This is a genomic window from Pseudomonas sp. NFPP07 (genome assembly GCF_900115645.1).
Classification (GTDB): Bacteria; Pseudomonadota; Gammaproteobacteria; order Pseudomonadales; family Pseudomonadaceae; genus Aquipseudomonas; species Aquipseudomonas chlororaphis.
In genome coordinates this window covers 26,009-48,836 of sequence record NZ_FOXG01000013.1, presented here as the reverse complement: position 1 = coordinate 48,836, position 22,828 = coordinate 26,009, and the positions used below count along the sequence as shown (strand labels likewise).

At 63.9% G+C, this 22,828-nt stretch carries 19 protein-coding genes and 1 pseudogene; 7 read left to right on the top strand and 13 right to left on the bottom strand.

The genetic code is table 11. The features are described from left to right. Positions 1–70: 70 nt before the first annotated feature. From BM019_RS28365 to BM019_RS28325, 8 genes are all read right to left on the bottom strand, one after another. The gene (locus tag BM019_RS28365; protein WP_009042073.1) at positions 71–439 is read right to left on the bottom strand and encodes a glyoxalase superfamily protein; all 369 of its coding nucleotides are present in this window, start codon (positions 437–439) and stop codon (positions 71–73) included. Positions 440–570: 131 nt separating this feature from the next. After that, positions 571–2,031 carry an N-acyl-D-amino-acid deacylase family protein gene (locus BM019_RS28360; protein ID WP_092422091.1) on the bottom strand — a complete coding sequence of 487 codons (1,461 nt, stop codon included), beginning with the start codon at positions 2,029–2,031 and terminating at the stop codon, positions 571–573. 1 nt (position 2,032) lies between these two features. After that, on the bottom strand, positions 2,033–2,893 hold the full coding sequence (locus BM019_RS28355) for a MurR/RpiR family transcriptional regulator (RefSeq protein WP_092422088.1): 861 nt from the start codon (positions 2,891–2,893) through the stop codon (positions 2,033–2,035). A gap of 15 nt (positions 2,894–2,908) precedes the next feature. After that, entirely contained in the window at positions 2,909–4,258 is a 1,350-nt protein-coding gene (locus BM019_RS28350) for a GntT/GntP/DsdX family permease (protein ID WP_092422085.1), read from the bottom strand. A gap of 314 nt (positions 4,259–4,572) precedes the next feature. Then, positions 4,573–6,240, bottom strand: a complete 1,668-nt coding sequence (gene ggt / locus BM019_RS28340; protein ID WP_092422082.1) for a gamma-glutamyltransferase — start codon at positions 6,238–6,240, stop codon at positions 4,573–4,575. A gap of 376 nt (positions 6,241–6,616) precedes the next feature. Beyond that, entirely contained in the window at positions 6,617–7,510 is an 894-nt protein-coding gene (locus BM019_RS28335) for an NAD-dependent epimerase/dehydratase family protein (RefSeq protein ID WP_092422079.1), read from the bottom strand. 211 nt (positions 7,511–7,721) lie between these two features. Continuing rightward, positions 7,722–8,633 carry a LysR family transcriptional regulator gene (locus BM019_RS28330; protein ID WP_009042067.1) on the bottom strand — a complete coding sequence of 304 codons (912 nt, stop codon included), beginning with the start codon at positions 8,631–8,633 and terminating at the stop codon, positions 7,722–7,724. 170 nt (positions 8,634–8,803) lie between these two features. Further along, positions 8,804–9,394: an NADPH:quinone oxidoreductase MdaB gene (locus BM019_RS28325; protein ID WP_092422076.1), complete on the bottom strand. Its 591-nt coding sequence runs from the start codon at positions 9,392–9,394 to the stop codon at positions 8,804–8,806. Between the two features lie 204 nt (positions 9,395–9,598). Here BM019_RS28325 and BM019_RS28320 point away from each other — a divergent pair, with 204 nt between their 5' ends. After that, a complete protein-coding gene (locus BM019_RS28320) occupies positions 9,599–9,913 on the top strand; it encodes a putative quinol monooxygenase (RefSeq protein WP_016704181.1) in 315 nt (104 codons plus the stop codon). Here the strand turns inward: BM019_RS28320 and BM019_RS28315 are convergent. Next, on the bottom strand, positions 9,903–10,667 hold the full coding sequence (locus BM019_RS28315; RefSeq protein WP_092422073.1) for a sulfite exporter TauE/SafE family protein: 765 nt from the start codon (positions 10,665–10,667) through the stop codon (positions 9,903–9,905). The two genes, BM019_RS28320 and BM019_RS28315, sit on opposite strands and share 11 nt — an antisense overlap. A gap of 201 nt (positions 10,668–10,868) precedes the next feature. Between BM019_RS28315 and BM019_RS28310 the strand changes: the two genes are divergently transcribed. After that, positions 10,869–11,753 carry a LysR substrate-binding domain-containing protein gene (locus tag BM019_RS28310; protein WP_092422070.1) on the top strand — a complete coding sequence of 295 codons (885 nt, stop codon included), beginning with the start codon at positions 10,869–10,871 and terminating at the stop codon, positions 11,751–11,753. A gap of 107 nt (positions 11,754–11,860) precedes the next feature. On the opposite strand, the gene BM019_RS28305 is transcribed toward BM019_RS28310, so the two are convergent. From BM019_RS28305 to kynU, 3 genes are all read right to left on the bottom strand, one after another. Beyond that, a complete protein-coding gene (locus tag BM019_RS28305; RefSeq protein ID WP_092422067.1) occupies positions 11,861–13,267 on the bottom strand; it encodes an amino acid permease in 1,407 nt (468 codons plus the stop codon). An 86-nt stretch (positions 13,268–13,353) separates the two neighbouring features. Then, complete coding sequence (locus BM019_RS28300) at positions 13,354–14,667, bottom strand: OprD family porin (RefSeq protein ID WP_092422064.1); 1,314 nt, start codon at positions 14,665–14,667, stop codon at positions 13,354–13,356. A gap of 105 nt (positions 14,668–14,772) precedes the next feature. Further along, entirely contained in the window at positions 14,773–16,023 is a 1,251-nt protein-coding gene (gene kynU / locus BM019_RS28295) for a kynureninase (protein ID WP_092422061.1), read from the bottom strand. Positions 16,024–16,210: 187 nt separating this feature from the next. Here kynU and BM019_RS28290 point away from each other — a divergent pair, with 187 nt between their 5' ends. Continuing rightward, entirely contained in the window at positions 16,211–16,684 is a 474-nt protein-coding gene (locus BM019_RS28290; RefSeq protein WP_007927404.1) for an Lrp/AsnC family transcriptional regulator, read from the top strand. Positions 16,685–16,690: 6 nt separating this feature from the next. On the opposite strand, the gene BM019_RS28285 is transcribed toward BM019_RS28290, so the two are convergent. After that, positions 16,691–17,704: an AraC family transcriptional regulator gene (locus BM019_RS28285; protein WP_092422058.1), complete on the bottom strand. Its 1,014-nt coding sequence runs from the start codon at positions 17,702–17,704 to the stop codon at positions 16,691–16,693. Positions 17,705–18,240: 536 nt separating this feature from the next. Between BM019_RS28285 and antA the strand changes: the two genes are divergently transcribed. The 4 genes and pseudogenes from antA (at position 18,241) to BM019_RS28265 (ending at position 22,647) form a co-directional block, all read left to right on the top strand. After that, positions 18,241–19,626, top strand: coding sequence for an anthranilate 1,2-dioxygenase large subunit (antA, locus tag BM019_RS28280; RefSeq protein WP_062823737.1), 1,386 nt, complete (start codon positions 18,241–18,243; stop codon positions 19,624–19,626). Between the two features lie 2 nt (positions 19,627–19,628). After that, positions 19,629–20,120 carry an anthranilate 1,2-dioxygenase small subunit gene (gene antB, locus BM019_RS28275; RefSeq protein ID WP_062823738.1) on the top strand — a complete coding sequence of 164 codons (492 nt, stop codon included), beginning with the start codon at positions 19,629–19,631 and terminating at the stop codon, positions 20,118–20,120. Positions 20,121–20,132: 12 nt separating this feature from the next. Next, positions 20,133–21,152, top strand: coding sequence for an anthranilate 1,2-dioxygenase electron transfer component AntC (gene antC / locus BM019_RS28270; protein ID WP_092422054.1), 1,020 nt, complete (start codon positions 20,133–20,135; stop codon positions 21,150–21,152). A 73-nt stretch (positions 21,153–21,225) separates the two neighbouring features. Then, positions 21,226–22,647, top strand: a pseudogene (locus tag BM019_RS28265) (amino acid permease). The last annotated feature ends 181 nt before the right edge of the window (positions 22,648–22,828 follow it).

Genomic DNA, 22,828 nt, shown 5'->3' with positions numbered 1-22,828 from the left:
CGGTCCTGTCGCAGCCTCGCTGCGCTCGGCAGCGGCTACAAGGTTCAGGCGCAAGATGCGAGGTGCTGGCTCAGACGCTGATGGCGTTGGTGAACACCAGCCGATTACCGAACGGATCGAGCACCGTCAGGTCCTGGCTGCCCCAGGGCATGGCCTGGATCTGTGGGTGGGCGAAGCGGTAATCCTTGGCCAGCAACTGCTGCTGGAAGGCCTCCAGCTCGTCGGTCTCGATGCGCAACGCGGAGCCCGGCGTGCTGTCGCCATGGTGCTCCGACAGGTGCAGCACGCACTCCCCGCGCGACACCTGCATATACAGCGGGAAGTTGTCTTCGAAGCGGTGCTGCCAGTCGAGCGTGAAGCCGAGGAAGTCGATATAAAACTCCCGCGCCTTGGCCTCGTCGAAGATCCGCAGGATGGGGGTGGTTCTGCCAAAGCTCATTGCGCGACTCCCTGATGAAAGATGTCCACGGTATAGCAGGTGGATGTCAGCACTTCGGCTAGGCCAAGGCTTTCTTTAATATCATCAGGCCATCACTGTGACGGTGTTCACCTATTCGACGCCGCGCGCCTTCAGCCATTGAACCCTTCGCGTAAATCCCCTTCCCGCGCCAGGAAGCGCCCGTGCCGGCGGCCGTTGGCCTGGCCTTCGGCATAGCTGCGCACGCCGTTGACCCACACGCCCTCGATCCCTTCGGCGGCCTGTTGCGGGCTTTTGAAGTCGGCCACATCGCGGACCCGCGCCGGGTCGAACAGCACCAGGTCGGCCCAGTGCCCTTCGCGGATTTCGCCACGCTGCTTGAGGCCGAAACGCGCCGCCGACAGCCCGGTCATCTTGTGCACCGCGGTGTGCAGCGGGAACAGGCCGAGGTCGCGGCTGAAGTGCCCGAGTACCCGCGGGAAAGCGCCCCACAGCCGTGGATGGGGGAACGGGTCTTCCGGCAGGCCGTCGGAACCGATCATCGACAGCGGGTGGGCAAGAATGCGCCGCACATCGGCTTCGTCCATGCCGTAGTACACCGCGCCGGCCGGTTGCAGGCGCCGCGCGGCCTCCAGCAGAGTCGTGCCCCACTCGGCGGCGATGTCCATCAGGTCGCGGCCGCCCAGTTCCGGGTGCGGGGTGGACCAGGTGATGGTGATGCGAAAGGCATCGGTGACCTGCTTGAGGTCGAGGGTCGAGGAACTGGCCGCGTAGGGGTAACAGTCGCAGCCCACCGGATGGTCTTTCGCCGCCAGCTCCAGGGACGCCAGCAATTGCGGACTGCGCCCCCAGTTGCCCGCCCCCGCGCATTTGAGATGGGAAATGATCACCGGCGCCTTGGCCTGGCGGCCGATCAGGAACGCCTCGTCCATGGCCTCCAGCACCGGCTCGAATTCACTGCGCAGGTGGGTGGTGTACACCGCGCCGAAGGCGCTCAGTTCCGCGGCCAGTTGCAGCACCTCGTCGGTCTCGGCCGAGAAGGCGCTGGCGTAGGCCAGGCCTGTGGATAAGCCGAGGGCGCCGTCTTCCAGGCTGGCCCGCAACTGCTCGCGCATGGCGGCGATTTCCTCGGTCGTGGCGGTGCGATACAGGTCGTCCAGGTGGTTGCTGCGCAGCGCCGTGTGGCCGATCAGCGCCGCCACATTGACCGCCGGCTGCGCGGCGTCCACCGCCGCGCGGTAGTCGCGAAAACGCGGGTAGACGAAGGCCGCCTGGCTACCCAGCAGGTTCATCGGGTCCGGTGGCTCGCCGCGCAGACTCACCGGCGAGGCACTGATACCGCAGTTGCCGACGATCACCGTGGTCACGCCCTGGCTGAGCTTGGGCAGCATCTGCGGCTGGCGGATCACCACGGTGTCGTCGTGGGTGTGCACGTCGATAAAACCGGGGGCCAGCACCCGCCCGGCGGCGTCGATTTCTTCGCTGGCGCGGGCGCCTTGCAGGTCGCCGATGCGGGCGATGCGGCCCTCGAGCAGGGCGACATCGGCGGGGTAAGCCGGGCGGTCGCTGCCGTCGATCACCAGGGCGTTGCGGATCAGGGTGTCGTAGCGCATCTCAGTCTCCCAGCGGCAGGCAATCGTCACCGCCGCGGTAATCGTCCAGGGCCAGTTTGATCCGGCGCAGGCGTTCCTGGTTGTCTTCGGGCAGGGCCAGCGCCAGCTCGGTGGCCAGCACATCGATGGCCAGCAGCATGCCGTAGCGCGCGGCCGTGGGTTTGTAGATGAAGGAGGTTTCGGCGTTCTGCAGCGGCAGCAGCACGTCGGCCAGTTCCGCCAGCGGCGAGTCGGCCAGGGTGATGGCGAGCACCCTGGCGCCGTAGCTGCGGGCCAGTTCGACGGTCTCCAGCAATTCGGGGGTGATGCCGGTCAGGGAGCAGGCGATCAGCGCGTGTTGCGGGCCCAGGGCCGCGGCGGTCACCCGCATCATCACCGGGTCGTGGCAGGCGGCGATGGGATAGCCGAGGCGCACCAGGCGCACCTGCAATTCGTCGCTGCACAAGGTAGAACAGCCGCCCATGCCGAAGGCGTGAATCATCTGCGCCTTGCCCAGCAAGCGCACCGCATCGCGAAAGCGCGACTCGTCGAACCCCGCCAGGTGCTGGTGCAGGGTCGACTCGATATCGCCGACGATCTGTCGGTAGAAACCCGACTGCTCCGGGGTGCCCGCCGGGTCGAGAAAACGGCTACCAACGCCGCTGGCCTGGGCCAGTTGCAAACGCAGGTCGCGCAGGTCGCGACAGCCCACGCTGCGGGCAAACCGCGACAGGGTGGCGGCGCTGACTTCTGCCTGCTGCGCCAGCTGTTCGAGGCTGGCCGAGGCGGCGAAACCGACGTCATCGAGCATCAAGCGCGCGATGCGGCCTTCGCCGGCGCTGAAGGAATCCTGGCGGGAACGGATCTGGTAGAGGATGTCCATGGACGGCACCTGGGCTCAAAGCAGTTGGGCAAGACCGACGGTCAGGGCGAAGGCGACCACCGAGATCAGGGTCTCCAGCACCGTCCAGGTCTTGAAGGTCTGGGTGACGGTCATATTGAAGTATTCCTTGATCAGCCAAAAGCCGCCGTCGTTGACGTGGGAGAAGATCACCGAGCCGGCGCCGGTGGCCAGCACCAGCAGTTCCGGGTGCGGATACCCCAGGCCGATGGCCACCGGCGCTACCACGCCCGAAGCGGTGGTCATGGCCACGGTGGCCGAGCCGGTGGCGATGCGCATCAGCGCGGCGAACAGCCAGCCCATCAGCAGCGGCGACAGCTGGAATTCATGGGCCAGGCCGACGATCTGGTCGGTGACCCCGGCGTCCACCAGGATCCGGTTGAGGCCGCCGCCGGCGCCCACCAGCAAGGTGATGCTGGCGGTCGGCGCCAGGCATTCGTTGGTAAACCTGAGGATCGATTCGCGGTTGAAGCCCTGGGCCAGACCCAGGGTCCAGAAGCTCAACAGGGTCGCCAGTAACAGGGCGATCACCGAGTTGCCAATAAACAGCAGGAACTGGTTGAGGCCGCTGCCCGGGGTGGAAATCAGGTTGGCCCAGCCGCCGACCAGCATCAGCACCACCGGCAACAGAATGGTGGCCATGGTGATCGCAAAACTGGGCAACCGGGTGCGCGGTTCACGCTCGATGAACTGGCGCGCCAGCGGGTTTTCCGCCGGCAGCTGGATGCGTGGCACGATGAACTTGGCGTACAGGGGGCCGGCGATGATCGCCGTGGGAATGCCGATCAGGATCGCGTACAGCAGGGTCTGCCCCACCGACGCCTGGTAGGCCTGCACCGCCAGCATCGCCGCCGGGTGCGGCGGCACCAGGGCATGCACCACCGACAGGCCGGCGACCATCGGCAGGCCGACCATCAGGATCGACACGCCGACACGCTTCGCCACGGTGAAGGCGATCGGCACCAGCAACACGAAACCGACCTCGAAGAACAGCGGCAGGCCCACCAGGAAGGCGATGCAGACCATCGCCCAATGCGCGTTGCGCTCACCGAAACGATCGATCAGGGTTCGCGCCACCTGCTCCGCGCCGCCGGACTCGGCCATCATCTTGCCGAGCATGGTGCCCAGCGCCACCACCAGGGCGATGTGCCCGAGGGTCTTGCCGACACCCGCCTCGTAGGCCCCGACCACGCCGGACGGCGGCATCCCGGCCATCAGCGCCAGGCCCACCGAGACCAGGGTGATGACAATGAACGGATTGATCCGGTAGCGCGCGATCAGGACGATCAGCGCGATGATGGCGATGGCGGCATAGCCCAGCAGCCAGTAGCCCGATGCAGGTGTCATGCGGTACTCCTCGAAAAAGGGTCACGTCGAATGCTTGTGAAACTCATAAATCATTTCGTGACCTGATTTTCAAACCACATGAAAGTAACTTTCGCACAGAGACACGCTTTGTCGCGGACAGACAAGTCGTGTCGCGAATAATGAAAATTGGCGAGGGGGATTTTCATCCGCTGTAGCGCAAGGAGCAGAACCCCGCAGCCAGTGGCCACGGGGAGGAATGGCTTTCTGTAGGAGCGAAGCTTGCTCGCGATCAGGACCACACGGTGGGTCAGGCAGGACGCCATCGCGAGCAAGCTCGCTCCTACAGGGGCAGGTTATTTGACGACTTTGCCCACGCCGCGTCCGCGTGGGTCGGAGGCCGTTTCCAGCTGGCTGCCGGTGACCCGGATCGCCTGGATATCGCCCATCTCCCAGCCCTGGTCTTCCAGGGTGTAGCCCAGGGCTTTCAGCTCGTCGGCGACCTTGCCGCTGAGTGGCGCGTAGGCGTCGTAGTAGATGGTGTCCTTGGGCAGCAACTGGTGATGCACGCGCTGCGCGGCCACGGCTTTTTCCAGCGGCAGGTTGAAGTCGTAGAGGTTGTTCAGCACCTGGAAGATCGAGGTGAAGATCCGCGACCCGCCCGGCGTGCCCAGCACCAGGGTGACCTTGCCGTCGCGGGTCACCAGGCTCGGGCTCATGGACGACAGCATGCGCTTGCCCGGCGCGATGGCGTTGGCGTCGCCGCCGACGACGCCAAAGGCATTGGCCACCCCGGGCTTGGCGCTGAAGTCGTCCATTTCGTCGTTGAGCAGGAAGCCCGCGCCCTTGACCACCACGCCGCTGCCGTAGTCCCAGTTGAGGGTGTAGGTATTGCTCACCGCGTTGCCGTCGGCATCGACGATGGAGAAGTGGGTGGTCTGGTGCCGCTCCAGGCCCGGGCGGACTTTTTCGGTGGGCGAGATGGCCGTCGGGTTGATCTCGGCGGCACGTTTTTTCAGGTAGGCCGGGTCGGTCAGCTGCTTGACCGGCACCTCGGAGAACGCCGGGTCGCCAAGGTAATCGGCGCGGTCGGCGAACACGCGTTTTTCGATTTCCGCCAGCAAGTGGATGTACTTGGCCGAGTTCAGCTCGACGCCCTTGAAGTCCGCCGTGCGTTCTTCCTTGATGGTCATCAGTTGCGCCAGGGCGACGCCGCCGGAGCTGGGCGGCGGCGCGGTGTACAGGGTATTGCCGCGCCAGTTGACCTGCAGCGGCTCACGCCAGGCGACCTTGTAGTCCTGCAGGTCCTGCTTGGTGATCAGGCCTTTGTCGGCCTGCATCTGCGCCACCAGCAGGTCGGCGGTCTTGCCCTCGTAGAACTCCTTGACGCCCTGGTCGGCGATGCGTTCCAGGGTCGCGGCCAGCTCCGGCTGGCGGAAGGTTTCGCCGACTTTCATGCTGCCGAAATAGTCGCCGAAATTGGTGCTGTCCTTGAACAGCTTCAGCGCGTCCTCGCGGTACTGGTACTGCTTGTCGGCGACCTTGAAACCGTTTTTCGCATAGCCCACCGCCGGGGTGATCAGTTCGCTCCAGGGCAACTTGCCGAACTTCTTGTGCGCCTCCCACAGGCCCATCACCGTGCCCGGCACCCCGGCGGCGCGCGCGCCGACCAGGCTGAGGTTCTCGATCACCTCGCCTTTGTCATTCAGGTACATGTCGCGGGTCGCGGCCTTGGGCGCGGTTTCGCGGTAGTCGAGGAAGTAGGCTTTGCCGTCGATGAACAGGGTCATGAAACCGCCACCGCCAATGTTGCCGGCCTCGGGGTAGGTCACCGCCAGGGTGAAGGCGGTGGCGACCGCGGCATCCACCGCGTTGCCGCCCTTCTTGAGAATCTGCGCCGCGACGTCGGCGCCATACTGGTTCGGCGCGGCGACCGCGCCACCTTCCAGCAACGCGGCGAAGGTCGGCGAGCTGGCGGCGATGGCCGCTGTCAGAGCCATGGTCTTAAACAGAACAATGCGCATAAGGTCCGTCCTTTTATTGTTTTTTGGCAGGTCGAACGATAGGGGCAAGATCGGGGGCGGAGCAATCGGCAAATAAAAACGGCCGCTTGAAGCGGCCGTCTGGCGAGGGGACGAGTGACGGTGGCTACGGTGCCGCGCTTGAGGTCGTCACGACCGTACCGGTCGATCGTCCGAACGCGGCCCGAGCCTGCAGCAGCGGCTACAGGATCACGCTGCCCGTGTAGCCGCTGCCGAGCCTGCGAGGCTGCGATCGGCAACGCAGTTGCCGCAAAACCTGAATCCACGAACTGCCTGGAAAAACGCGCCAGCCGGTTTACGACGGCTACGCCGCCGAGCGCAGCCTCGCAAGCTCGACAGCGGCTACAGGGATAGCGGGTCAGACCATCTCGTGGCGAATCCACTCCAGCACCGAGGTGCGCCGCGGTACCCAGCCCAGCAATTCGCGGGCGTTCTTGCCCCGCACGCGGCTGTTGGAACCCAGGCCGTAGTTGGCCATTTCATAGCCCCATTCGGCTTCGGCCTGGGCCAGCGGCCAGTCCTGCGGCGCGCCGAGGTGCAGGGCCTGGGCCATGGCGGTGGTCATGTCGATGAAGGAGGCTTCACCGCTTTCGACGAAGTAGAAGGTGCCTGGAATGTTGCGAGTCAGCGCCAGCAGGTACAGCGCCACCACGTCTTCGATATGCACGTTGGACCAGATGTTCTGCCCCGGCCCGACATGCCGCACCACGCCACTGTTGCGCGCCTGCTTAAGCAGCCGCGGCAGCTGCACGCTGTCGCGTTTCACGCCGAGGCTGTGGCCGTAGATCAGGGTGTTGCAGAGCACCGCCGAGTTCACCCCGTCCTTGGCCGCGGCCAGCACCAGGTTGTCGATGGCCACGCGCGCGGCCTTGTCGACGGTGGGCTCTGGCAGGTTGTTTTCCTGATAGACGACGTCGCTGACCTTGCCGCCCGAAGCGTCGCCGACGATGCTCGAACCGCTGGTGTGCAAGAAGACTTTATTGGAGCCCTTGAGGGCCGCGAGCAGGACTTCCACCGCGCCACGATGGTCGCTGCTGGCCGCGTTGATCACCGCGTCGGCGGCACGGGCCTGTTCGCTCAGCACGGCGCTGTCGTCCAGGCTGCCGAGTACCGGCTGGATGCCCAGGGCGCTGAGTTCGGCGGCCTGTTCGGCGCTGCGCACCAGGCCGGTGACTTGATGGCCGGCCTTAACCAGGCCGGTGGCGATGGAGCCGCCGATAAAACCCGCGGCGCCGGTAACGAATACATTCATGGAGAAACTCCCTGGGTGGGTAAGTGATGGCGCCAGTATCGACGGGCGACTCCTGCCGAAACAGGCAGGTTGGCCCAAATCACTCTTGCGCAGGGATCACAAATCAGGGATCGGTCTTCCCACGGAGATTGGCCGCTGCAGGAGCCGACTTGCCAGCGACGGCGCCTGCCCGGGCGGTGCAAGGCGAGCCGGTTCCTACAGCAGAAAGGCCTCAGCCTTCGAACAGCGGGTTGGCGTACTCGGCCAGCTTGCCCTGGATAAAGTCGAGGAAGCACTGGATGCGCAGGGCCAGCTGCGAGTTGCGGTAGTACACGGCGTTGATCGGCTGGCGATAGCCGCTGTTGAACTGGGCGAGGAGCGGCGTGAGGCGCCCGGCGCGGATGTCGTCGATGGTCATGAAGTGCGACAGGCAGGCGATGCCCTGCCCTGCCAGCGCCAGGTGGCGCACCGTCTCGCCGCTGGAGGCGCTGATGCCCGGCTGGATCGGCCAGCGGTCGCCGTGCACATGGCGCAACGGCCAGTGGTTGAGGGTTTCGGTCTGGGTGAAGCCCAGCAGGGTATGGTCGCTCAGCTCGGCCACGCTGGCGGGTGTGCCGTGCCGCTTCAGGTAGTCGGGGCTGGCGAGGATGTGCAGCGGGCTGCAACCGAGCGAACGCGCGTGCAGGGTCGAGTCCGCCAGGGTGCCGATGCGGATCGCGATATCGGTACTCTGTTCCAGCAGGTCGATGATCAGGTCGTTGCTGTTGAGCTCCAGCTGGATGTCCGGGTACAGGCTACGGAATTCGGCGATGTAGGGCACGATGGCATGCAGCATGAACGGCGAGGCGGCGTTGATGCGCAGGCGCCCGGACGGCGTCTGCTGGCGGGACGACAGGCGCTCTTCGAGTTCGTCCATCTGGTCGAGGATCAGCTTGGCCTGCTCGAAGAAATACTTGCCCTCTTCGGTCAGGTCCATGCGCCGCGTGGTGCGGTTGATCAGCGTGGTGTCGAGCTTGGCTTCCAGGCGCGACAGGGTGCGGCTGACCGCCGACGGCGTCTGCCCGACCTGCTCGGCCGCCGCGGAAATCGAACCGCACTCGATGACGCAGACGAAGATCTGGAGTTCGTCGGATCTGGCTTTCACGTAAGTCCTCTATCTCGGTTGGGCGCCTGTAACCGCTGCCGCAGGCTGCGATAAGGCCGAAGGCCTTCAGCGATCTCACGACCTTGCGCCCCCTTCGGTGGCGATCGCAGCCTGCGGCAGCGGCTACATCCTGTGTCAGGCTTGTGGCACGCCACCGATAGTAGCCGGATTTACGCGGGGAGGTTGAACACCGCCTTGAGGTGTTCTTCGTAGCGCTGCACGTCGGCCTCGATGTTCGGGCGCTTCATCACGTCGACGCAGAGGAAGGTCGGCAGGCCGCGCATGCCGAGGAACTGGTTGGCCTTGTGGAACGGGAAGTACACCGCGTCCACGCCCTTGGCTTCGAAGAAGTCGGTGGGGTCGTCGAAGGCTTGCTGCGGAGCGTTCCAGGTCAGCGACAGCATGTACTGCTTGTCGTGGATCAGGCCACCGCTGCCGTACTTCTGCGAGGCATCGGAACGGGTGCGGCCGTCGCTGGCGTAGAGGCTGCCGTGGCCCTCGGTGAAGACTTCGTCGATGTACTTTTTCACGATCCAGGGCGCGCCCATCCACCAGCCCGGCATTTGGTAGACGATCACGTCGGCCCAGAGGAACTTGGCCACTTCTTCCTTGATGTCGTAGCCCTCGTCGATGTGGGTGACTTTGACGTCCACGCCGCCACGGTCCAGCACCATCACCGCGGCTTCATGCAGGGTCGCGTTGTAGCGGCCGTCGGAGTGGGCGAACTTCTTGCCACCGTTGAGCAACAGTACTTTTTTCATGATCCAGCCTCATCAGGAACAACCCTTTGGCGCTGCGCCGCAGGGCCGGGTCGAGAAGATTAAAAAACGATGGGGCGGAGAATATCGTTGAAAGACGATATGAATAAGCGCGATCCAGGCAAAAAGCATTTGACCAATACGCACGAATAGGCGGCGGATTCGTGTCGTAGAATTTTTAAAACTCCCTTTACCCAGGAACGCAGCATGTCCGAACAGCACGGTTTTATCCTCCACGCCAAGACCCGCCCGGAAATGTCCGAGGCCTTCGAGGCGCTGTTTCGCGCCTATGTCGAACCCAGCCGCGCCGAACCCGGCTGCATCGAATACCACATGCTGCGCGACCAGCAGGACCCGAGCCTGTTCATCTTCTATGAGATCTGGGAATCCCAGGCGCACCTGGACGTGCACTCCAACCTGCCGCATATGAAGGCGTTCTTCGACAAGCGCATGGATTACCTGGAACGCGACTTCGATATCCGCCGCATCGACATGCTCAGCCCGTCGTCCGCTAGCCGTTGATTAACAGGTGAGCACCAAGCAACCCCAGGCCGCTGAAGAACACCCGCTTGAACAACACCGCGCTGATGCGCTGGCGCAGTGCCTGGCCCAGCCACATGCCGAGCAGGGCCGGGATCAGGGCCAGCAGCGAGGCGCTGAGTTCGCCGCCGCCCAGGGCGCCGCGCCAGTACAGCCCGGCCGCCAGGGCCAGGGTCGAGACGGTGAACGACAGCCCCAGGGCCTGCACCAGTTCGTCCTTGTGCAGCCCCAAGGCCTGTAGATAAGGCACCGCCGGAATCACGAACACCCCGGTGGCCGAGGTGATGACGCCCGTCACCAGGCCACAGGCCGGGCCCAGCCAGCTTTCCATGCGTGGTCGCAGCCGCAGGGTCGGCAGCAGCAACCCGCTCAGGGCATAGAGCAATAACGCCGCCCCCAGCGCCCGCACCACCCAGCGCCCACCGTCGATGCCCAGCCACAGGCTACCCAGGCCCGTGCCGATAAAGATCGCCAGCAGCAGCGGCCACAAGCGCTTGAGCAATGTCCACAGATGCCCGCCGAACGCCAGCTGCCAGACATTGGTCAGGGTCGCCGGAATGATCAACAAAGCCGCAGCCTGCGTCGGCGCCATAGCCAGGCCGAGCAGGCCCATGGCGATGGTCGGCAGGCCGAGGCCGATCACGCCCTTGATCATGCCGGCCAGGACAAAGGTGCCGATCACCAGCAGGGACAGGAGTAAACCGAGGTTCTGGTAAAACGCGAGGGACGTGTTCATGGCGCTATCCTGCGCCCGCGGCGGTGGGCTGAAAATCTGCCATATACTGAGGCAGCCTCTTGTCTGGCGAGAGGCTTTGGATTTTCAGCGGCTGTGATGCCCCTATCGCGAGCAAGCTCGCTCCTACATCGAAGGGTGTGGCCCCTGTAGGAGCGAGCTTGCTCGCGATAGCCGCACAGCGGCGCTATCAAGGACACCCTCATGCACTTCGACCTGACCGACCTGCGCCTGTACCTGAACATCCTCGACGCCGGCAATATCACCGCCGGCGCCAGCCGCAGCCATTTGTCCCTGGCCGCGGCCAGCGCACGAATCCGCGCCATGGAAGCGTCCCTGGGCACCGAGTTCCTGCAGCGCGGCCGCCGAGGCGTGAGCCCGACGCCCGCCGGCAAGGCCCTGGCCCAGCACGCGCGCGGCCTGCTGCAACAGGCCGAGCACCTGCGCCAGGACCTGGCCGAATACGCCCGGGGCGTCAAAGGCCAGGTGCGCCTGTTGTGCAACACCACGGCGATCACCGAATACCTGCCGGAGCCGCTGGCGGACTTTCTCTGCGCCCACCCCAACCTCGACATCGACCTGCAGGAACTGCCCAGCCTGCACATCACCCACGCCCTGCGCCAGGGCGCGGCGGACCTGGGGATAGTCTCCGACGCGGTGGATACCCAGGACCTGCAGACCCTGGCGTTTCGCGACGACCCGCTGGTACTGGTCCTGCCTGCCCACCACCCGCTGGCGGACGGCCGGGCGGTGAGTTTCAGCGACAGCCTGCACCACGACTATGTCGGCCTCGCTGCCCACAGCGCCCTGGCCGTGTACCTGGAAGAACAGGCCTTGCACCTGGGGCTGCGAATGCCGATCCGCATCCGCGCCGACGGCTTCGACGGAGTCATGCGCATGGTCGCCCGGGGCGCCGGATTGGCCGTGGTGCCCCGGGCCGCCGTCGAACGCCGGGGGCCGGATGCATCGCTCAACGTGCTGCCGCTGGTGGAGGCCTGGGCGCAACGCAAGCTGCTGCTCTGTGCCCGCGACTTCAACGCCCTGCCGCCCTACGCCAAGGCTCTCCTGGAAACCCTGAGCCCCTTGTAGGAGCCGCCGGTCGACGCTCGATTGCTCGCGAATAGCGTTCGTCGCAACGCCGCGGTGAATGGCCGCTGCGCGGATCGCGAGCAAGCTTCGCTCCTACAGGTTTTGGGTCAGACCTTGGACGGGTTCAGCTCGGCGGCGGCCCGGTTTTTTCTGAAGCAGGCGAAGTAGACCGCCGTCAGGATCAGCAGGAACGGCACGCCGAACACCAGGGTCATCTTGAAGGCCTCGGTGAAGTAGGTGGTGATCATCACCGCCCCCATCAGCACCAGGCCCAGCAACGTGCTCCAGGGGAACAGGCGCATGCGGAACGACAGCTGTTGCTCGCCATGGCGCTGGTGGTAACGGCGGAAGCAGTAGTGCGTGAGGAAGATCATGAACCAGGTGAAGATCGCGCCGAACATCGAGATCGCCATCATCAGGGTGAACGAGCTTTCCGGGTACAGCACGTTGATCAGGGTCGCCAGGCCAATGCCCGAGCTGGACAGCAGCAAGGCGTTCAACGGGATGCCGCTCTTGCTCAGGGCGCCCATGGACTTGGGTGCATAACCGCCGCGGGACAGGCTGAACATCATGCGCGTGGTGATGTACAGCTGGCTGTTCATCGCCGACAGCGCGGCGATCAGGATCACGAAGTTCATCACCCCGGTGGCGCCGGGAATGCCGATGGTCTGCATCACCGTGACGAACGGGCTCTGCGCCTTGCCGGCCTGGACCCAGGGCACGATGGCCAGCATCAGCGCCAGGGTCAGCAGGTAGAACACCACCAGCCGCACCATGGTCGCGCGAAAGGCCTTTTTCACCGCCCGCTGCGGGTCCTCGGCTTCGCCGGCGGCCACCGCGATCATCTCCACGCTCAGGTAGCTGAAGATCGAAACGATCACCGCGATCCACATGCCCTGCACACCGTGGGGGAAAAAGCCGCCGTGGGCGGTGTAATTGTGCAGGCCGTAGTCGGCATTGCCGGAGCCGAACACCACGTACACCGCGAGGATGATGAAACCGACAATGGCGGCGATCTTGATGGTGGAGAACCAGTACTCGAAGCTACCGAAGGTTTTCACGCTGATGGCGTTGAGCAGGATCAGCACGCTGGAGAACGAGACGATCCACACCCATTCCGGCACGTGGGCGAACCAGTACTTCATGTACATGGCGATGGCCGTGACCTCGGCGCCGACCGCCAGCACGATGGCCGCCCAATAGGCATAGCGCACCAGGAACCCGGCCAGCGGGCTGATGTAGAACTCGGCGTAGGCGCCGAAGGAGCCGGAGGTGGAATGGGCCACGGTCATTTCCGCCAGGCAGCCCATCAGCAGCAGGGTGATCAGCGCGCCGATGGCGTAGCTGAGCAGCACGCTGGGCCCGGCGTAACCGATGGCGTAGGCGCTGCCCATGAACAGGCCGGTACCGATCGCCCCGCCGATGGCGATCATGCTCATCTGCCCGGCCGTTAGCTGGCGCCTGAGGCCATGCTCACGCTTGGATATGGCTTCAAAGCCGGTGTTATCGTTCATGTTTCTGTCCTCTGAATATTGTCTTTCTTGAAGAGAGCACATTGTTGGGGTGATGCCTGGGGCCGTCATATGCGGCAGCGAATGGATCAGAAAATACTCAGCGGATATTCGATAATGAGTCGAACTTCATTGTTGTCGGTGGTATCCGCTCGAGCCACCTGGCTGGTTGAACGCAGCGAGCCCTGGCGCACTCGCAGCGACAGGTCCTTGGCCTTGCCGGACTGCACGATGTAGCGCGCTTCAATGTCCCGTTCCCAGCGTTTTCCGTCGCTACCGTAACGGCCATAGGCGCCATTGACGCCACCGTCATAGTGGCTGTCGTCGATATGATCGCCGCTGACATACCGCGACATGAAACTCAGCCCCGGCACACCGAAAGGCGCCATGTCCAAGTCATATCGCAGTTGCCAGGAACGTTCGTTGGGTGCGTTGAAATCAACGATCTGTATTGAGTTGGCGAGAAAGATCGAGGTGCCCGGCTGCTGATCGAACCCCAGATAATCGAACGGCTCATCGCCATCGACGCGTTGATAGGCCAGGGTCAAGCGATGTGCGCCGACCTTGTAGGAACCGGCCAGCGACCAGGTGGTATTGTCGATCTTCCCGGCCAGGCTCTGGCCGGTGTCGTTGGTGCGGTAGATATTGAAGTCAAGGTTCAGCGACTGGCTTGCGCTGACTGGGTAGGTGTAGCTGGCATTGGCATAGTACTGCCGCCAGATATCGGTGAACTGCGAGCCGTACAGGCTGACGCTTAACTGGTCGTTCAGGCTATAGACGCCACCCAGGTAATCGACGCTGCGGGTTTCCACGCCGGCATACAAGGCTTTGAGGGCGCCGTCGTCATTGGTCGATGCACTGTCGTTGCCTGAAGTGAAGTGCCCGGCGTCGAGCAGCAGGCCGTTCAACTCGCTGCTGGTCAGCTGAAAGCCGTTAGCCTGTTGGGTGAACAGTCGCGCGTTGCCCGTGCCGAACACCGGGTTGAGCGGTGTCAGGTTGCCGTATTTGAGTTCGGTTTTCGAGATCCGCATCTTGAGCGCACCGCCCGCTTCGGAGTATTCATCCTCGGCGCGACCGTCGGAGTCGAGTGGCAACAAACCCGTACCGCTACGCCCCTTGCCGCTGTCGAGTTTAATCCCCACCTGCGCGAAGGCGTCGATGCCGAAGCCGACGGTTCCCTGGGTATAGCCGGATCGGTAATCCAGCAGGACCCCATGAGCCCACTCGTTCCGATAGTTCTGGGCGCCGGGGTTGTTGAGGTTGTTGCGATAGAAATAGAAGTTGCGGTTAGTCAGGGTCAGGCTGCTGTCTTCGACGAATCCATGGTCGGAGGCGGCATACGCCAGTGGGCCGAGACAGGTACTGATGGCAAGCGGCAAGGCTGACCAGAGGGGCGGCTTCATTCTGCATGTTCCTTATTATTATGTTTTCTCAGAACGCTTTATTGGAGGCGACCGAAGCCCCGCCGCCGAAAAAATCGCCACGGCAGGACAACGAGGCCAGGGGTATCAGGTGACGCTGTGGCGCACCTGGAACTGCGCTTGGGACCAGGTTTTCTGGTCGAGGATTTCACCGAGGATCTGCACCGCGTCCCAGACTTCGCTGAAGCGGGTGTACAGCGGCGTGAAGCCGAAGCGCATGATCCGCGGTTCGCGGTAGTCGCCGATCACGCCCCGGGCGATCAGGGCCTGGATCACCGCATAACCTTCGGGGTGTTCGAAGCTGACATGGCTGCCGCGCTTGTCGTGTTCGCGCGGGGTGACCAGCTTCAGGCCATGGGCCGCGCAGCGCTGTTCCACCAGTTCGATGAACAGGTCGGTCAAGGCCAGGGACTTGCGCCGCAGGCTGGCCATGTCGGTCTGCTCGAAGATCTCCAGGCCGCACTCGACCATGGCCAGCGACGTGATCGGCTGGGTGCCGCACAGGTAGCGGGCGATGCCGCTGCTCGGCTGGTATTGCGCTTCCATGTCGAACTGCCGCGCATGGCCGAACCAGCCGGCCAACGGCTGCCTGACCAGGTCGCAGACGGCCGGCGAGACCCAGGCGAAGGCTTGCGAGCCCGGGCCGCCGTTGAGGTATTTGTAGGTGCAGCCGATGGCGTAGTCGGCGCCGGCCTGCTTCAGGTCCACCGGCACCGCGCCGGCGGAGTGGGCCAGGTCCCACAGGCTCAGCGCGCCACATTCGTGGGTCAGCGCGGTCACCGCCTGCATGTCGTGCATGTAGCCGGTCTTGTAGTTGACGTGGGTCAGCATGACCACCGCGGTGTCTTCGCCAATGGCCTGGGGCAACTCCTCGGGGCTGTCCACCAGGCGCAGGGAATAACCCTGCTGCAGCATCTCGGTCAGGCCTTCGGCGATATACAGGTCGCTGGGAAAGTTGCTGCTCTCGCTGACGATCACCCGCCGCTGCGGCGCCTTGAGCGCCTGCACCCGCAAGGCGGCGCTGAGCACCTTGAACAGGTTGATCGAGGTGGTGTCAGTGATCACCACTTCGTTGGCATCGGCGCCGATCAGTTTGGCCAGGCGGTCGCCCAGGCGCTGCGACAGGTCGCGCCAGCCGGCGGTGTTCCAGCTGCGGATCAGGCCATTGCCCCATTCCTCGGCAATCACCTGTTGCGCCCGTTGCAGGGCCGCGACCGGGCGGGCGCCGAGGGAGTTGCCGTCGAGATAGATCACCCCGTCGGGCAGCGCGAACTGGTTGCGCAGCGGTGCCAGCGGGTCCTGTGCATCGAGGGCCAGGCAGTGGTTTCTTGTTGTCATGGGAAGTCCTGTTTTTCACTAAGGCATGCGGCGGCACACGCCATGCCAGGGGCGGCATCGGCGGCTGCGCGGTGAAGAAATAATGAACGAAGCCCTGGAGAATTTTCGTGCAAAATGCGCTATGAGAGCGGCATAGTCTCGAAGATTATTCGACTACAACTTAAAAAAACGCGGATAAATGCCAACCATGATTCTCGACTCTACAGACCTGCGAATTCTGCACTTCCTGCAACAGGACGGCCGTATCAGCAACCAGGAGCTGGCGGAGAAAGTCGCCCTCTCGCCCTCGGCCTGCCTGCGTCGCCTGCGCCTGCTGGAGGGCGAAGGCATCATCAGTGGCTATCGCGCGGTACTGAATGCCGAGCGTTTGGGGATCGAGTTGGAGGCCATCGTTCATGTGTCGCTGCGCCAGGACGTGGCGGACTGGCACGAGACCTTTATCAAGAAGGTCCAGCAGTGGCCGGAAGTGGTGACCGCCTATGTGGTCACCGGCGCCAGCAACTATGTGCTGCGGGTCCAGGCGCGCAACCTCAAGCACTTCTCGGATTTCATCGTCAATCACCTGAACCGCACGTCCGGGGTCACCGACATCCGCTCGGAAATCGTCTTGCAGAAAATCAAGGAACAGGACGGCCTGCTGGACCTGGTGCTGCGCAAGTAGGCTTGCCTAGAAACCACCCAGGCGCCGCGCGTCGTGGCGCTGCAGGGTGACGCTGGGCGACTCGCCGAACAGCTTGCGGTATTCGGCGGAGAACCGCCCCAGATGGCAGAAGCCCCAGCCCAGGGCGATCTCGGAAATGGTCCGCGCCGAGCCGTGTTCGAGGATCTCCTGGCGCACCGCGTTGAGCCGGTACTTCTTCAGGTAGACCATCGGCGACAGGGCGAAATACTTCTTGAAGGCCTCGAACAGCTTGAAGCGCGAAACCCCGGCGGCGGCTTCCAGGTCTTCCAGGCCCAGCGGTTCGCGGGCGTTGGCGTGAATGTACTGGCGGGCGCGGACCAGGTAGTGGGGCAACTTGACCTCCAGCACCTCGCGCAGCTGCGCCGAGTAGTTGTTCGGCTGGGCCAGGATCAGGCCCTTGATCAAGGAGCTTTCCAGGTCCCGGGTGAAGGCCAGCTGTTCGTACAGCTCGCTGCTGCGCTCCAGCTCGGCGATGAAATAGCGCGCCATGCGCCACCAGGACGCCGACGCCCCCTCCACCGCATCCATCACCGCCTCGAAGCGCAGCGGCGCTTGCGGCGGGCGTTGCAGCAAGGCTTCGAGGGCCTCGCCCATGGCCGCCCGGGTAATCACCACCTGGACTTTGCGGCAGTCACCGGAGATCGCCAGCATCTGGCTTTCATTGGGCGCGATGATCACCCCCTGGTCGCGGTTGGAACGCAGCAACCGGCCGTCCTTGCTCAGTTCCTGATCGCCGCTCAGCGGCAGGCTCAGGCTGTAGCTGCTGAAGCGCTCGGCGTCTTCGATATCGATGGTGACGTCGGTGCCGTATTCGATGGTGCCCAGGGTCGTGGCCCGCGACTTGAACACGTTGGCGCTGTGGTGAAAGCGGATGCGCTCGGGGGTGCTGGTTTCGAGCCGATGCGGCCCGCAAATGCCAGACATCCAGCTTCTCGCCCCCTCGAGGTCGTAACGATCGATACGAATATCGCGAAACTGCGAATCAGCCTTGCTATTCATCACGGCGCACCCACGGCAATATTTTTTTTGCGCGCTCTGACGGCGCGTCTGATTTGAAGTAGTGACCTGCAAGAGCAAGTTTTGCGCCACCGCCCGGCACTGCCAACCGACTGGATAGCAATCGCCGACTAAGTGGATAGAACCCGTCCACCCGGTGCGCAAAACCCACGCAAGACTGCGCCAAACAGTAGCTCATCGCGACATCGCGGTGCAGCCGTTGATCGCCTGCCACCCAGGCCCTGGGTATTTCCACCACACCTGAACGCCGCCCCGTAGCCGCTGCCGCAGGCTGCGATCGACGACGCAGTCGTCGCAAGACCTGAGCCCGCGATCCTCCTGAAACACCGCAATACCCGGTTTGCGCCTGCTGCGCCCGAACGCGGACCGAGCCGATCGCAGCCTGCGGCAGCGGCTACAGATGAACGTGGCCATGCAATTTTGTGGATGGCCTTGGCCGACTAAGCGGATAGCCACCCCTGCCCCGCACTCTCTCTAATGCATGCACCGATTGGCCTGAACAAGAAAGGTACTCACTCATGAGTGGTGCAAGAAACACAGAACAATGGAAAAGCTTCATCGACGGCTGCCTGGATTTTCGTCCGGACGACGGCGTATTCCGCATCGCCCGGGACATGTTCACCGAACCCGAGCTGTTCGACCTGGAGATGGAACTGATCTTCGAGAAGAACTGGATCTACGCCTGTCACGAAAGCGAGCTGGCCAACAACCACGACTTCGTCACCATGCGCGCCGGGCGCCAGCCAATGATCATCACCCGCGACGGCGAAGGCCGGCTCAACGCGCTGATCAACGCCTGCCAGCACCGCGGCACCACCCTGACCCGGCTCGGCAAGGGCAACCAGTCCACCTTCACCTGTCCGTTCCACGCCTGGTGCTACAAGAGCGACGGGCGCCTGGTGAAGGTCAAGGCGCCGGGGGAATACCCCGAAGGCTTCGACAAGGCCACCCGCGGCCTGAAGAAGGCCCGCATCGACAGCTACAAGGGCTTCGTCTTCATCAGCCTCGACGTCCACGCTGACAACTCCCTGGAGGACTTCCTCGGCGACGCCAAGGTGTTCTTCGACATGATGGTCGCCCAGTCGCCCACTGGTGAGCTGGAAGTCCTGCCCGGCAAGTCCGCCTACACCTACGACGGCAACTGGAAACTGCAGAACGAGAACGGCCTCGACGGTTATCACGTGAGCACCGTGCACTACAACTACGTGGCCACGGTGCAGCACCGCCAGCAGGTCAACAGCGAGAACGGCGGCGCCAGCGCCACCCTCGACTACAGCAAGCTCGGCGCCGGCGACGCCAACACCGACGACGGCTGGTTCGCCTTCAACAACGGCCACAGCGTGCTGTTCAGCGACATGCCCAACCCCGCGGTGCGCTCCGGCTACGCCACCATCATGCCGCGACTGGTGGAAGAGTACGGCCAGGAAAAAGCCGAATGGATGATGCACCGCCTGCGCAACCTCAACGTCTACCCGAGCCTGTTCTTCCTCGACCAGATCAGCTCGCAGCTGCGGATCATCCGCCCGCTGGCCTGGAACAAGACCGAGATCATCAGCCAGTGCATCGGGGTCAAGGGCGAGTCCGACGCCGACCGGGAAAACCGCATCCGCCAGTTCGAGGACTTCTTCAACGTCTCGGGCATGGGCACCCCCGACGACCTGGTGGAATTCCGCGAAGCCCAGCGCGGTTTCCAGGGCCGCCTGGAACGCTGGAGCGACATCTCCCGCGGCAGCCACCGCTGGGCAACCGGGCCGACCCGCAACAGCGAAGCCATCGGCATCCAGCCAGCCATGACCGGCACCGAATTCACCCACGAAGGGCTGTACGTCAACCAGCACCGCAACTGGCAGAGATTCCTCCTCGACGGGCTGGCCCGGCAATCCCTGAAACTGCGTGAGGTGTGAACATGAGTGCGCAACTGCAATACCGTATCGAGCAGTTTTTCTACCGCAAGTCCGAGCTGTGCGACGCCCAGGACTGGGACGCCTACCTCGAACTCTTCGACCCGCAGAGCGAGTTCCACCTGCCGCAGTGGGACTCCGAGCATGTCTACACCACCGACCCGAAACGCGGCATGTCGCTGATCTACTACGCCAACCGCTCGGGCCTGGAAGACCGGGTGTTCCGCCTGCGTACCGGCAAGGCCGCCTCGACCATTCCGATGCCGCGCACCCTGCACAACATCAGCAACGTGCGAATCGCCGAGCTGGCCGACGGCAGCCTGCAAGTACGGCTGAACTGGCACACGCTGTTCTATCGCCTGGCCACCGCCGAGCAGTTCTTCGGCCATGCCACCTACAGCCTCAAGGCCCACGGCGACAGCTGGCTGATCACCCGCAAGCATGTGCTGCTGCTCAACGACACCATCAACTCGGTGCTCGATTTCTACCACCTCTGACGGAGACCGGGCATGAACCACAAGGTCGCGTTCAGCTTTGCCGACGGCAAGACGCTGTTCTTCCCTGTAAACGCCAATGAAATACTGCTCGACGCCGCCCTGCGCAACGGCATCAAGATTCCCCTCGACTGCCGCGAGGGTGTCTGCGGTACCTGCCAGGGCCGTTGCGAATCGGGCACCTACAGCCAGGACTACGTGGACGAGGAAGCCCTCTCCAGCGCCGACCTGGAGCAGCGCAAGATGCTCAGTTGCCAGACCCGGGTGCAGTCCGATGCCACCTTCTACTTCGACTTCGATTCCAGTCTGTGCAGCGCCGCGGGGCCCGCACAGCTCGGCGCCACAGTCAGCGCAGTGCGCCAGATCTCCGACAGCACGGCGATCCTGCAACTGCAGCTCGACGAGGGTCAGGCGGCGCTGGACTTCCTGCCGGGGCAATACGCCCGGCTGTCGGTCCCCGGCACGTCGAGCAAGCGCTCCTACTCGTTCGCCAACCGTTCGGGCAGCCAGCAGCTGCAATTCCTCCTGCGCCTGCTGCCCGACGGGGCGATGAGCAATTACCTCCGCGAACGCTGCCAGGTCGGCGACCGCATTGAGCTGGAGGCGCCGCTGGGCGCCTTCTACCTGCGCCATATCGTCCGGCCGCTGGTGCTGGTGGCCGGCGGCACCGGGCTGTCGGCGCTGCTGGCCATGCTCGAGCAACTGGTCGCCGACGGCTGCACCCAGCCGGTGCACCTGTACTACGGGGTGCGCAACGTCGCTGACCTGTGCGAAACCGCGCGTATCGAGGCCTATGCCGGCCAACTGCCGGGCTTTCGCTACACTCCGGTGATCAGCGAGCCGACGGCGGACTGGCCGGGCAAGCGCGGTTATATCGCCGAGCATTTCGATTGCAGCGAACTGCGCGATACTCCGGTGGACATGTACGTCTGCGGGCCGCCACCGATGGTCGAGTCGATCAGGAACTGGTTGCAAGATCAGCAACTTGAGAGCGTCCAGCTGTATTACGAGAAGTTCACCGAGAGTAATATCTGATCCGTCCGCCGTCAGCCGCGATCTGGCCGCGAATACGGACAGATCCGATAACAATGAGAAGAGAGCGTGATTAGTGGATGAGATCCTGAAACCCGGCGAACTCAAGCGTGGCTTGAAGAACCGCCATATCCAGCTGATTGCCCTGGGCGGGGCGATCGGCACCGGACTGTTCCTGGGCTCCGCCGGCGTGCTCAAGTCCGCCGGCCCTTCGATGATCCTCGGTTATGCGATAGCCGGGTTCATCGCCTTCCTGATCATGCGCCAGCTCGGCGAAATGATCGTCGAGGAACCGGTGGCCGGGTCCTTCAGCCACTTCGCGCACAAATACTGGGGCGGTTACTTCGGCTTTCTCGCCGGCTGGAACTATTGGGTGCTGTACGTGCTGGTGGGCATGGCCGAACTCACGGCCGTGGGCAAGTACGTGCAGTTCTGGTGGCCGGAAATCCCGTCCTGGGTCAGCGCGGCGGTGTTCTTCGTGCTGGTCAACCTGATCAACATGATGAACGTGAAGTTCTTCGGCGAAGCCGAGTTCTGGTTCGCCATCATCAAGGTGGTGGCCATCATCGGCATGATCGCCCTGGGCTGCTACATGCTGGCCAGCGGCAGCGGCGGCCCGCAGGCGGCGGTGAGCAACCTGTGGAGCCACGGCGGGTTCTTCCCCAATGGCGGCACCGGCCTGCTGATGGCCATGGCCTTCATCATGTTCTCCTTCGGCGGCCTGGAATTGGTGGGCATCACCGCCGCCGAGGCCAGCGAGCCACGCAAGGTAATCCCCAAGGCGATCAACCAGGTGGTGTACCGGGTGCTGATCTTCTACGTCGGCGCCCTCACCGTGCTGCTGTCGCTGTACCCCTGGGACCAGTTGCTGCAGACCCTCAACGCTTCCGGCGACTCCTACAGCGGCAGCCCGTTCGTGCAGATCTTTGCCCTGATCGGCAGCGACACCGCGGCGCACATCCTCAACTTCGTGGTCCTGACCGCGGCGCTGTCGGTGTACAACAGCGGCGTGTACTGCAACAGCCGCATGCTCTACGGCCTGGCCGAACAGGGCGACGCGCCCAGGGCGATGATGAAGCTGAACAAGCAGGGCGTGCCATTGCTGGCCCTGGGCGTCTCGGCGCTGATCACCCTGCTCTGCGTCGTGGTCAACTACCTGGCGCCGCAGGAAGCGCTGGAACTGCTGATGGCGCTGGTCGTCGCGTCCCTGATGATCAACTGGGCGCTGATCAGCCTGACCCACCTGAAGTTCCGCAAGTCCATGGGCCAGCAAGGCATAGTGCCGTCGTTCAAGACCTTCTGGTTTCCGTTCAGCAACTACCTGTGCCTGGCCTTCATGCTGATGATCGTCAGCGTGATGCTGATGATTCCCGGCATACGGGTGTCGGTCTACGCCATCCCGGTGTGGGTTGCGCTGATCTGGGCGTTCTACCGCCTGCGCGTGGCCAGGTCTGGCGCTCGCGCGATGGCCTGACAACGGCGGCACCTGCCCCGGTAGCCGCTGCCGAGCCCCGCGAGGCTGCGATCGGGTACGCAGCGGCCGCAAAACAGGCGACCGTGTTCAGCCTGTCCACCGCAGTGGCCGGTTTTACGGCGCCTGCGGAGCCGATCGCAGGCTGCGCCAGCGGCTACAGAAAACGAGGAAACCTTGTAGCCGCTGCCGAGCCCGCGAGGCTGCG

What these genes read in the sequence shown, in the direction of transcription:
- BM019_RS28300 (WP_092422064.1), bottom strand. Translation starts at nt 14,667, where the DNA reads ATGAAGCCGCCCCTCTGGTCAGCCTTGCCGCTTGCCATCAGTACCTGT.
- ggt (WP_092422082.1), bottom strand. Translation starts at nt 6,240, where the DNA reads ATGCGCATTGTTCTGTTTAAGACCATGGCTCTGACAGCGGCCATCGCC.
- kynU (WP_092422061.1), bottom strand. Translation starts at nt 16,023, where the DNA reads ATGACAACAAGAAACCACTGCCTGGCCCTCGATGCACAGGACCCGCTG.
- BM019_RS28310 (WP_092422070.1), top strand. Translation starts at nt 10,869, where the DNA reads ATGCACTTCGACCTGACCGACCTGCGCCTGTACCTGAACATCCTCGAC.
- BM019_RS28360 (WP_092422091.1), bottom strand. Translation starts at nt 2,031, where the DNA reads ATGCGCTACGACACCCTGATCCGCAACGCCCTGGTGATCGACGGCAGC.
- antB (WP_062823738.1), top strand. Translation starts at nt 19,629, where the DNA reads ATGAGTGCGCAACTGCAATACCGTATCGAGCAGTTTTTCTACCGCAAG.
- BM019_RS28355 (WP_092422088.1), bottom strand. Translation starts at nt 2,893, where the DNA reads ATGGACATCCTCTACCAGATCCGTTCCCGCCAGGATTCCTTCAGCGCC.
- BM019_RS28290 (WP_007927404.1), top strand. Translation starts at nt 16,211, where the DNA reads ATGATTCTCGACTCTACAGACCTGCGAATTCTGCACTTCCTGCAACAG.
- BM019_RS28315 (WP_092422073.1), bottom strand. Translation starts at nt 10,667, where the DNA reads ATGAACACGTCCCTCGCGTTTTACCAGAACCTCGGTTTACTCCTGTCC.
- antC (WP_092422054.1), top strand. Translation starts at nt 20,133, where the DNA reads ATGAACCACAAGGTCGCGTTCAGCTTTGCCGACGGCAAGACGCTGTTC.
- BM019_RS28320 (WP_016704181.1), top strand. Translation starts at nt 9,599, where the DNA reads ATGTCCGAACAGCACGGTTTTATCCTCCACGCCAAGACCCGCCCGGAA.
- BM019_RS28365 (WP_009042073.1), bottom strand. Translation starts at nt 439, where the DNA reads ATGAGCTTTGGCAGAACCACCCCCATCCTGCGGATCTTCGACGAGGCC.
- BM019_RS28325 (WP_092422076.1), bottom strand. Translation starts at nt 9,394, where the DNA reads ATGAAAAAAGTACTGTTGCTCAACGGTGGCAAGAAGTTCGCCCACTCC.
- BM019_RS28305 (WP_092422067.1), bottom strand. Translation starts at nt 13,267, where the DNA reads ATGAACGATAACACCGGCTTTGAAGCCATATCCAAGCGTGAGCATGGC.
- BM019_RS28335 (WP_092422079.1), bottom strand. Translation starts at nt 7,510, where the DNA reads ATGAATGTATTCGTTACCGGCGCCGCGGGTTTTATCGGCGGCTCCATC.
- antA (WP_062823737.1), top strand. Translation starts at nt 18,241, where the DNA reads ATGAGTGGTGCAAGAAACACAGAACAATGGAAAAGCTTCATCGACGGC.
- BM019_RS28350 (WP_092422085.1), bottom strand. Translation starts at nt 4,258, where the DNA reads ATGACACCTGCATCGGGCTACTGGCTGCTGGGCTATGCCGCCATCGCC.
- BM019_RS28285 (WP_092422058.1), bottom strand. Translation starts at nt 17,704, where the DNA reads ATGAATAGCAAGGCTGATTCGCAGTTTCGCGATATTCGTATCGATCGT.